Origin of the sequence: Streptomyces chiangmaiensis, from assembly GCF_036281785.1 — a bacterium.
In the GTDB taxonomy this organism is placed as follows: domain Bacteria; phylum Actinomycetota; class Actinomycetes; order Streptomycetales; family Streptomycetaceae; genus Streptomyces; species Streptomyces chiangmaiensis.
This window is the reverse complement of record NZ_JAYWVC010000255.1, coordinates 1-10,055: the sequence shown is the minus strand read 5'-3', so window position 1 is coordinate 10,055 and position 10,055 is coordinate 1. Positions and strand designations below refer to the sequence as shown.

The 10,055-nt window shown below is 67.7% G+C and carries 10 protein-coding genes and 2 pseudogenes; 5 read left to right on the top strand and 7 right to left on the bottom strand.

What is annotated here, in order from left to right; translation table 11 throughout:
• Nucleotides 1-95: 95 nt before the first annotated feature.
• From VXC91_RS38650 to VXC91_RS38620, 6 genes and pseudogenes are all read right to left on the bottom strand, one after another.
• The gene (locus VXC91_RS38650) at nt 96-581 is read right to left on the bottom strand and encodes a carotenoid oxygenase family protein (protein ID WP_329512030.1); all 486 of its coding nucleotides are present in this window, start codon (nt 579-581) and stop codon (nt 96-98) included.
• Between the two features lie 8 nt (nt 582-589).
• A pseudogene (locus VXC91_RS38640) lies at nt 590-1,287 on the bottom strand (alpha/beta fold hydrolase).
• 37 nt (nt 1,288-1,324) lie between these two features.
• Nucleotides 1,325-1,906, bottom strand: coding sequence for a hypothetical protein (locus VXC91_RS38635; RefSeq protein ID WP_329512026.1), 582 nt, complete (start codon nt 1,904-1,906; stop codon nt 1,325-1,327).
• A gap of 117 nt (nt 1,907-2,023) precedes the next feature.
• Entirely contained in the window at nt 2,024-2,278 is a 255-nt protein-coding gene (locus tag VXC91_RS38630) for a hypothetical protein (protein WP_329512025.1), read from the bottom strand.
• Between the two features lie 14 nt (nt 2,279-2,292).
• A complete protein-coding gene (locus VXC91_RS38625) occupies nt 2,293-3,240 on the bottom strand; it encodes a carboxylesterase family protein (RefSeq protein ID WP_329512024.1) in 948 nt (315 codons plus the stop codon).
• Nucleotides 3,241-3,307: 67 nt separating this feature from the next.
• Nucleotides 3,308-3,685 (bottom strand): carboxylesterase family protein, encoded by a 378-nt coding sequence (locus tag VXC91_RS38620; RefSeq protein WP_329512023.1) that lies wholly within the window; start codon nt 3,683-3,685, stop codon nt 3,308-3,310.
• A 116-nt stretch (nt 3,686-3,801) separates the two neighbouring features.
• Here VXC91_RS38620 and VXC91_RS38615 point away from each other — a divergent pair, with 116 nt between their 5' ends.
• From VXC91_RS38615 to VXC91_RS38595, 5 genes and pseudogenes are all read left to right on the top strand, one after another.
• Entirely contained in the window at nt 3,802-4,779 is a 978-nt protein-coding gene (locus VXC91_RS38615; RefSeq protein WP_329512022.1) for an Lrp/AsnC family transcriptional regulator, read from the top strand.
• A gap of 312 nt (nt 4,780-5,091) precedes the next feature.
• Nucleotides 5,092-5,427: pseudogene (locus tag VXC91_RS38610) on the top strand (alpha/beta fold hydrolase); the annotation flags it as partial.
• 349 nt (nt 5,428-5,776) lie between these two features.
• On the top strand, nt 5,777-6,874 hold the full coding sequence (locus VXC91_RS38605; RefSeq protein ID WP_329512021.1) for an IS110 family RNA-guided transposase: 1,098 nt from the start codon (nt 5,777-5,779) through the stop codon (nt 6,872-6,874).
• Nucleotides 6,875-7,072: 198 nt separating this feature from the next.
• Entirely contained in the window at nt 7,073-8,062 is a 990-nt protein-coding gene (locus tag VXC91_RS38600; RefSeq protein ID WP_329512020.1) for a hypothetical protein, read from the top strand.
• Nucleotides 8,063-8,724: 662 nt separating this feature from the next.
• Nucleotides 8,725-9,342, top strand: a complete 618-nt coding sequence (locus VXC91_RS38595; protein WP_329512019.1) for a hypothetical protein — start codon at nt 8,725-8,727, stop codon at nt 9,340-9,342.
• 184 nt (nt 9,343-9,526) lie between these two features.
• Here the strand turns inward: VXC91_RS38595 and VXC91_RS38590 are convergent.
• On the bottom strand, nt 9,527-10,055 hold a 529-nt coding region (locus tag VXC91_RS38590; RefSeq protein WP_329512018.1), incomplete at its 5' end, for a transposase.

Here is a 10,055-nt window from a genome sequence, read left to right as displayed (position 1 = left end):
GTCGGGCGTACTGACATCCTCCCCTTCTTAAAAGAAGGGGATTCCAACCCGGGTGGGTTGGGGTTCACGGGCGCTCGAGCGGCCGGTGGCCGTTGTCACCCCTCCGGCACCGGCTGTTCGCCGGGGGCGGGGGATCCCGCCCTGTCCTGCACGGTCCGTAGCCGTCCGCTGAAGTCGTACGGCCCCACGGTCTCCAGCGTGTCGGTGACCCAGTAGCGCAGGCCCGCCTCGCACAGGGCCAGGACCAGGCCCGCGTGTCGGATCACGTGCGTGTTGGCGGGCGTCGCCGCCAGGTCGATGGTGAAGTCCTCGCGGACGAAGGGATGCCCCTCCAACTCCCGGGTGCGCCCCCAGCGGTTGCGGTACCACTCGGCGCGCCCGCCGCGCAGCCGGATGCCGTGCAGCATGCCCGGGCCGGTGAACCAGTGACCGGAGACCTCGCCGGGCAGCGGGTTGGGGCCGTTGCGCAGATAGCGGCCGTCCAGCTCGGGCGGCAGCGAACCCCGCATGGTGAGAGCGGCCGCCTCGCGCTCCTCCGGGACCGGCGCGAACCGGCCCCGGAGGTGGCGAGGAAGGGACATCCCCCCGGTCATGCCCGCGTTCCGGGTGCCGCGGCCGTCCTGACCAGCGCGGCGACCTCGGCGGGCTGGGACACGTACACGGTGTGGCTGGCGCTCGTCTCGGTCACCGTCGCCCCGGCCCGTTCGGCCATGGCGCGCTGGGCCGGCGGCGGGATCATGCGGTCCTCGGTGGGGACCAGGTAGAAGCTCGGCTTGGCACGCCAGGCCGGACGGGTGACGGCCGTGCCCAACGCGTCCGCGCCCCACGGCACTTGGGAGTCGGCGAGGAACCGCGCCTCGTGGGTGGGCAGGTCGGCGGCGAAGGAGGCGGCGAACTTCTCCCGGTCCAGGAAGAGGAAGCCCTCCGGGGCGGCAGGATCGGCGGAACGGGTGCGCCGGGCGGCGGGTCGGCGATGAGGCTGTTGACGGACTCGTCCTTGTCGGGCGCGAACGCAGCGATGTACACGAGCGCGCTCACCTTCTCGTGGTTGCCCGCCTCGGAGATCACCGCGCCACCGTAAGAGTGGCCGACGAGGACGGTCGGGCCGTCCTGGGTGTCGAGGACCAGCTTGGTGGCGGCGACGTCGCCGTCGAGGGAGAGGGTGGGGTTCTGCACGACGGTGACGGTGTAGCCGTCGGCACTCAGCAGGTCGTAGACCCCCTTCCAGCCCGAACCGTCGACGAACCCGCCGTGGACCAGGACGACGTTCCTTGCTTCAGTACTCATGCGTACGCACTCCTCTTGGACGGACTGCTGCTCGGCACTACTGCGGTACGGCCGTGACCGGCGCCTGGGCGGCCTGCAGGCGCGCCTGGACGCGGGCGGGATAGACCTTGGTGAAGACGGCGGGGCCGACGAGGCCGACGACATGGGCGGCGATGCCCACCCAGGCAGGGGCATCCACCGCGCCCGCGACGGCCAGGCTGACGCCGATGAACGTGAAGCCGGTGCCCCACGCGCTGGTGACGTGGTTGTTGACGCGGACGAACTCCGGCATGTCCCACACCTCCCGCGGCGTCTGGCGCTTGGCGATGCCCAGCGTGAACGGGCGGCGGATCGCCAGCGTTCCCCACGCCGTGGCGGCCAGCCAGGCGAAGGAGAGGACGTCGGTGTGGTGCGACAGGGACGAGTGCGGCCGTGCGACGGCGACGGCACCGACCCACGCGAAGTACGCGATGGTGCTGGCCTCCAGGATCAGCGCGTCGAGGCCGACCCCGCGACGGCGGTCCTGGAGCAGGAGCAGCAGCCCCGAGGCGAACCCGCTGACCGCACCCCAACGCCAGTCGACGAAGCCCGACACGAAGCCGGCGACGATCCAGGGGATGAATCCGCGCAGATAACCCATTGAGCCTTCCTTGGTGAGCCGGGACGAACGTGGCCGACGCGGACTGGATGCAGGGCGGACAGGAAAGTTCGAACCCCGACATGTGACGTGCATCACATGTCGGGGTTCGGGTGGGATTCAGTGGGCGACGGCCGTGTGCAGGGCCTTGGCGTACAAGGTCTTCCAGAGCCGGCCGGCGCCCGGCATCACGCAGAAGACGAGGAGCGCGATGGAGGCCAGGGTGAAGGGGAGCGGGCGCACCCACTGGTTCCAGTTCGCGAACCGGTCGGCGATGGTCAGCGAGTACAGCCGGTCCGAGGAGTAGATGGTGACCAGCAGGGTGAGGAACTCGGCCCAGTGCGGCATCGTCGGCGTGCGGAAGATGTGCTTCATGACGGTCACCTGTCTCAGCCGAAGTGGCGGATGCGGGCCGCGGTCGCGGGGGCGTAGGGAAGCCAGTCGCCGGTCGTTCCGGTGGTGACGAACTCGGCGACGGCGGTCGCGAATTCGAGGCCAAGGGCGCGCTGGGCCTCGCCGGCGCCGACGAGGATCGGGCTTCCGGGGTAGGCGTCGAAGGTGTTGAAGAGGAAAGGCAGTTCGGCGCAGTGGGTGGCGCCCAGGGCGTAGGGGTCCTCGGCGGGGGCGTAGTCGAACTGGTAGACGTAGGTGGTGTTGCCGCCGGCCGCGTGGTGGTCGGCGATCTGAAGCGAGCCGTCGCGGAAGAGGCCGTCGGTCTGCACCGAGGTGAAGATCTGCGCCGGTGTCGCCTGCGGGAGGCGGTCGGTGTGCTGCTGGTAGACCTCCTGCGCGGCCTGTCGGCCGACCTGGGCGGTGAGCACGTCCAGGGCGGCGTCGGTTGTGAGCTTCTGGATGCGGGGGTCGAAGGCGAAGAACGCCGTCGCCTCGTCGCGGGTGGTGCCGATCAGCAGCGGCTTGCCCTCCAGAGCGCCTTCGACGAGTGCCTGTTGCCGGGTACGGGGCATGCCGGGGGCGCCGAGGACCGGGTACATCGGCGGAGCCGCGTTACCCGGAGCCGCGAGCTGGACGGACAGGCGGCCGTAGGCGTCCAGCAGCTGCTCGGCCGGCAGGGCACGCAGGGCCTTCGCGGTGTCCGTGCCGGCCGGGATGCCCAGCAGGCGCAGGTAGGCGTCGGCGTTCTCGGCGGCCTGGTGCGGATCCTGCGGGTCCAGGCCGAAGGGGCCGCTCTGCAGCAGCACCCGGGTGATGGACCCGTTCGTCTCGGGGTCGAGCGCGAGCGACAGGGCCGAGTACGCTCCGGCGGACTGCCCGCCGACGGTGACCGTACGCGGGTCGCCGCCGAAGGAGGCGATGTTGTCCTGCACCCAGGACAGCACGGCGGCCTGGTCCTGGGGACCGACGTTGGCCGCGCCGATCTCGGGCAGGTAGAGGTAACCCAGCGTACTAGTCCCAGCCGCCGGAACCGCTGGTGAAGCCGCCGCCGTGCCACCAGACCAGCACCGGGCGGGCGGCGCCGTCCTGCAACGCTCGGCGCGGAGTGAAGACGTTGACGGTCAGGCTGCCATCCTCGTTCCAGTCCGGTACGCGCTTCCCCTGCACCTTCTCCAGCCGGGAGGCCGCCTGCGGAACGGACGGGCCGGCCGTGGCCGCGTCCCGCACGTCCGTCCAGCCCGGGTGCGGCTGCGGCGCGGCGAACCGCAGCTCGCCGACCGGCGACGCGGCGTACGGAATACCCCGGAAGGAAACCGCCTCGCCCTCCGCGACTCCCCTGACCTTGCCCCGGTCGGTGTCCACCACCGTGTGCTCGATACCTGCGGTCATCGTGCTCACCTGCTCTCTTTCGTTTCGGTTGCTCTGAGACGTTTCTAAGCCGAGGCGAGAATCCGAGCCAGAAACGACCGTCTGTATCGAGGAAGTGAGACATAAGATCTTGAACCATGGAGAAAGCACGCCATCAGCTCAATGAAACGGACAGCCGGATCGCCGCCGCGATGCTGGCCGCACCACGCGCCTCCTGGCGCACGGTCGGCCGCGTCCTGGGCATCTCGGAGCGCACCGTCGTCCGCCGAGCGGCACCGCTGTTCCACGACGGGACACTGCGGGCCACCGCCGTACGCAACCCCGTGCACTTCCCCGAGCTGATCCCGCTGGCCCTGCGCATCCGGTGCAAGCCCAACCGGATCAGCGCCATCGCCGCCACCCTGGCCCGCCGTCCCGACACGATCTGGGTGGACGTCCTCGGCGGCGGCGACGAGATCTGCACCATCCTGTTCCTGGACGGACCGGACGCCCGCAACAACCTGCTGCTGCGCGACCTGCCCGCCACCCCCGCGGTCCAGTCCTGGACCTCACACGTCCTGCTCCGGGTCTTCCCGGCCGCCTTCGACTGGAGCGGCGGCCTGCTGACGCAGACCGAACTGACCAGCCTGCGGCCCGACATGCCCGCGGCACCCACCCGCCCCGTCCTCCAGCCCCTCGACCACCAGCTGATCACCGCACTGACCGAGGACGGCCGAGCCTCCTACACCGACCTCGCGCGCCGCGCCAACACCACCGCCCTCACCGCCCGCCGCCGGGTAGAGGCACTGGTGGGCGGCCAGGTCCTCAGACTCGCGACCGAGGTCGACCTGGCCCGGCTCGGCATCCGCACCGAAGCCCTCCTGTGGATCACCGTCGCACCCGGCGGCCTAGAGGAGACCGGACAACAGCTCAGCCGCCACCCCCAGGTCCGCTTCACCTCCGCCACCACCGGCCACGCCAACCTCCTCGTGGCCGTCGCGGCAACCGACCTCAACGCGCTGTATTACTTCCTCAGCGACACCATCGGCGCCCTCGAACACATCACCACCCTTGAAGTCACCCCCATCCTGACCGGAGTGAAGAGGACCGGCCTCGTCCGCCCCGGCAGCCTCTGAGATCACAAGTTCCGGTCAGGCAGGCCCTCATGCACGTTCAGCAGTGGACAACGGACAAGAGCACGCCCTGTCCATAATTTCTGCTCCGCGATCCCGTACGCCGCAGAGCCTCATCCCCAGGCAGCGATCGTCGTGCTTCGGCGAGCATCGGCTCGATCGAACGGCCAGCACCACACCGTCACGTAGGCCATCTGGAGGTCGACGCTTGCGATTGGTGCGGGCACGCGTTCCGCTGGCAAGCGGATGCCAGAACACCCCTCTCTTCCGCCCGGCCTGCCCACGTACGGCCGGAGCTGCGCCAATGGAGGCCACATGCCCATCTGCACCACCCGCGACGGTGTCGAGATCTTCTACAAGGACTGGGGCCAGGGGCGTCCCGTGGTGTTCATCCACGGCTGGCCGCTCAACGGCGACGCCTGGCAGGACCAGCTCAAGGCCGTCGTCGACGCCGGGTACCGCGGAATCGCGCACGACCGCCGCGGCCACGGACACTCCACGCCCGTCTGGGACGGCTACGACTTCGACACCTTCGCCGACGACCTCAACGACCTGCTCACCCACCTCGACCTGCGAGACGTCACCCTGGTCCCGCACTCCATAGGTGGCGGCGAGCTCGCGCGCTACATCGGCCGACACGGCACCGGGCGGCGGTCACGAATGTCCGAGAAGTTGACTCTGTGACAACCCTGACCGGGCCAAGTTGAGCATCGGTTCGTTCCGAGTCGTCCGGCAGTGATCGAGTCATGCCGCGGTACCGGGATCGATGGGACGGTTGTGCAGTGCCGTCCCGTGCGGGGTCTGACTCGTGAGATCTATGACCGAAGTGTCCAGTCACAGGCTTGTCGACTGTCGTTGCGGGATGGTTTCTGCTGTCACCGAGCCACGGGGCGTGTCCCTATAGGGGCCTTGCCGAGTTTCAGGCGCCATCACGGTTCAGACCGCCCGAGCGGGCCGGTGCCATCCACCCTGCACCTCACATAGTGGGAGGCGAACCATCATGACGACCAGACAGCGCAGTACTTCTTCCAGTACGGATCCGCCCGTTCGGCGCGAGGTCGTTCTGGGCGTGGACACACACGGCGAGGTGCATGTCGCCGCCGTGATCTCCCCGCTCGGGAAGGTCCTGGGAATCGAGTCCTTTCCGGCGACGGCGGCCGGTTACCGACAACTGCTTGTCTGGGCCCGTCAGCGGGGGACGGTGCGCCGGGCCGGTGTGGAGGGCACGGGTACCTTCGGCGCGGGGCTGTCCCGTTATCTGCTGGCCCAGCAGATCCAGGTGTTCGAAGTGAACCGGCCCGACCGGTCGGCCCGCCGGCTGCTCGGGAAGTCGGACCCGCTCGATGCGCAGGCCGCCGCGCGAGCCGTGCTCAGCGGTCGCGCTCGGGCCCGGGCGAAATCCGGCGACGGTCCGGTGCACAGCGCCCGGATCTACAAACTCGCCAAGGACTCCGCGGTCAAGGCCCGCACTCAGGCGATCAACCAGCTCAAGGCCGTCCTAGTGATCGCCGATCCCGTCCTGCGGGAACGGCTGTCCAGCCTGGGCAATGCCGAGCTGTTCCGCACCTGCGCGACCCTCAGCCCACCCGATGGCGGGGGAGACAAGGACGCGGTGGCCCAGGCCACCCACATGACATTACGCATGCTCGCCGAACGCATCGAGCAGCTCACCGGACAGATCAACGAGCTGAACCAACGCCTGACCCGGCTCGTCGAACGCCACGCGCCGCAACTGCTCGTACCGATGGGCATCGGCCCGGACAGCGCCATCACTCTCCTGATCACCATGGGGGACAATCCCGAGCGGCTGAACACCGAGGCGTCCTTTGCTGCCCTTTGCGGAGTCAGCCCCATCGAGTACTCCTCCGGGCGTCGGAGCACGCGCCGGCTCAACTATGGCGGCGACCGGCAGGCCAACGCCGCCCTGCACCGCATCGTCTTCACCCGCCTGCGCCACGACCCGCGCACCCAGGCGTACTACGAACGCCGCACCCAGGAGGGCAAGACCCGGCGTGAGATCATTCGGTGCCTCAAGCGATATGCGGCCCGCGAGGTCTTCAACCTGGTCAGACCGGTTTCCCGCACCCCTGCGTTATAGGGGCGTCTGTGACTGATAAGACCCCCGTCGGCTCGTTCCGGCGGGGTCTTGGTGGCAGGGACGGGGTGCCGCATCGGCCGACCGTCGCTTGCCATCGATGCCTTGAGCGTCGGCTACTGGCTTCTCTCGCAGGTCCCTTGCTCCTTCGAGGCAGAATGGTCTTCTGCTTGTAGCCGCTGTGCTCTGGGGAGGGGCGTCGTGGAGTTCAGGAAGAGAACGTTGGAGAGGCTCGGCGACCTCATCTGTGGAAACCTCGGTGCCGACGTTCCACGAGGGGACACCGAGCCCCCTTACTTTCCATATCGATCGAGCAAGTACTTAACCGAATTCTTCGGCGAGCTCGACATGGATTGGGAGCATGATGGTTCGACGCGGCATCGCTGGGTAGCCGGCGTGCTCGAGCAGTTGCTGGCGGAGTCGCACGAGGGTCCTGCCCACCCGCCGGAGTCGTTCTGCCGAGTCATCGACCACCTGATGGACCCGGCCAGCGCACTCAATGAGGGGCGCGACCGGTCCAATGCCTTGCGTCAGTTGAACGATGTGCTCTCACGAGAGGGCTTCGAAGCTTTCTACGCTGAAGACAAGCACTGCTACCTGAGGCATATCGGAACGAACAGTGTCTCGAGGCCGGCCCAGAACCCGCACCGCCCCCTGAGTGTCGCCGAGACGCAGCGGCGTTCGGCCCTGGCTGCTTTCCTGGACACCTGCAGCGAGGACGCTCTCATTGAGGAAGTGCTGCTTCCATTGTTCCGGCAACTGGGCTTCCACCGCATTACCGCAGCCGGACACCGAGACAAGGCGCTGGAGTACGGGAAAGACATCTGGATGCGCTACACCCTGCCGACGCAGCACTTCCTGTACTTCGGGATCCAGGTGAAGCGCGGCAAGCTGGATGCGACAGGGCGGTCCAGGACAGGCAACGCCAATATCGCGGAGATTCATAATCAGGCGCTGATGATGCTGGCGCACGAGATCTTCGACTCGGAGACCAACCGTCGCGTGCTCGTGGACCACGCGTTCATCGTGGCCGGCGGGGAGATCACGAAGGCGGCGCGCAACTGGTTGGGGAACGCCTTGGACGCGGCGAAGCGCAGCCAGATCATGTTCATGGATCGGGACGACATCCTGAACCAGTACGTCGTGAGCAGTCTGCCGCTTCCCGCTGGCGCCTCAGAGGATCCACTTTGATGCGTACTTCCTGGCCGCCGTTGCCAGCGAGGTGAGGCGGCAGATGTCCTCGTTCCCCATTTTTCTGACGCTGGGTGCCGGAGCGGGACCGAATTGATCAGCGGCTACCTCGACTTCAGCATCGGATCCCCGCTCGTCGTCGACTTCGCCGACTCCGGCTGAACCTTGGCTTCAGGCGCACCGGTCACGCGTCTGGCCTGTAGCGGCCAGGGTCATGTACAGGGAGCAACAGAGCGTGCCTGCCGTGTGGTGATCGAATTTTCAACTTTTGGTGGGACGGCAAGTGCCTGAATATTCGAACAAATGTAGGCGTCGTGGTCTGAGGTGGCTACGATCGCAGTCGTTCGTCGGCACCCTGCTGTGGGCGCACCTTGGACGGCGACGGGCCGCTGATGACCGGTTCGGAGTCATCCGGGGAGGTGGTACATGATCGTACGAGCGTCCGCACTAGCCTTGGTGTTCGTGGGAAGCGTTCCTGTGTCTTGGGCTGGTTTGGGTCAGTTGGCTCTGCGGCGCGTCATCCGCGCTTCGGCACAGCGGCGGAAGACGACTCGTAGTAGGTCGGCCGAACTTGCTTCCGATGGTGCAGGGCAAGCGGTAAGGATGAGCGGGTACAGCCCCGCTGGGGAGAGCGTCAGGTCAGGACGAGAGCGGGATGGTTCATGGCGATCGCGGCACGGGAGCCCATGGATGTGGTCGCGGGAGCGCTGGCTCCCGGCGATTTCGTACCCCGCGAGGCAAAGCTGGCGGTTGTCGAAGCTTTCGGGGCGAAGGCTGTGGCGGCATACCGGTACGAGGCGCAAGAGCGGGAGCGACGGACAGCCGTGGGGATGCCACCGCTGACGCGACCGGAGGTACTGAATCTCCTAATGGCCCTTCCACTCGGTGAGCCAGTTCCCGCTGGCTCGTTGAGTGAGAAGGAACGTCGGGTGTTGAAGTCTCTGCCGAAGGGCGCGGTGGTTCGCCGCGACGGATTGATCACCCGACAGGCGACGCAGCCCGTGCACATCGACATGGTGTTTGTGCCCGGACGCAGCTGGGAGTCGGCGATGGAGCGGGCTGAGCGGTTCACGCCGTTCACTGCTCGTTCGGTGTTGGTCGATGGTGTGCTGCGGCGCAGAGATGAGGCTGTGATGCGCGCGGACTTCTACGGCATCGGGTTGTTCCTGACCCAGGGGGACGCGGTGGAGGTTGTCGTGCCGCCGAGCCCCTTCGTGCGCAGGCGCCACACGGTTGCCGCCTGGAAGTTCCTGGAAGAAATCCACCGTCAGCTTCCCTGAGGGCTCTGCTTGGGACTGGCTAAGCCTTGATCCACCGACGTGGCCTGAAATGGATCTTCTGACGGGTTTTTGAGCGGGTTTCGGGTTGGTGTCTGTGCCTGGGCAGGTGGTATTCGCTGGTCTGCCCAGCTTTTCCACAGGTTCGGTTCCGGTCGGGCCCTGGCGGGCGGGTGGGCAGGGGCTGTCAGCCGGGTTCGGGCGGGGCGTGGACGGTGTCGAAGAGGTGTCTCCAAGCGTGCTGCCAGCGCCAGTTGTGCGGCAGGTGCAGGGTGATGCGCCGGGCGGAGCGAGCGATCCGGGCCGGGACGTGGATCAGGTGGGCACGAAGGGTCGCGGTGGTGGCCCTGGCGTGGAAGGCGGAGGTCAGTGCTCCGGTGGCACGCAGCAAGTTGTAGGCCATGGCCCACAGGGTCAACCAGGCGGAGTTGGCATGGAAGTGTCCCGACGGCAGGTGGGCCAGGGCGGAGGCTTTGCTGTCTGCGATGACCTGCTCGACGACGGCGTGGTGGCGGTGTTCCCGCTCCGCCTGGAGCATCGGAGCGGGGTTGTCGGTGAAGAACGGGTGGTAGCGCCAGAGGGGGAACAGTTCACCCTGCTCTCCCACGACGGCGGGTTTGGCCAGGTCGCGGACCCGGCGCACGATCAACCGGGCGGTGACCCGCTCGCTCTTCTTCCGGCTGGCGAACGCGGTGTAGGCGGGTATCTCGGCGACT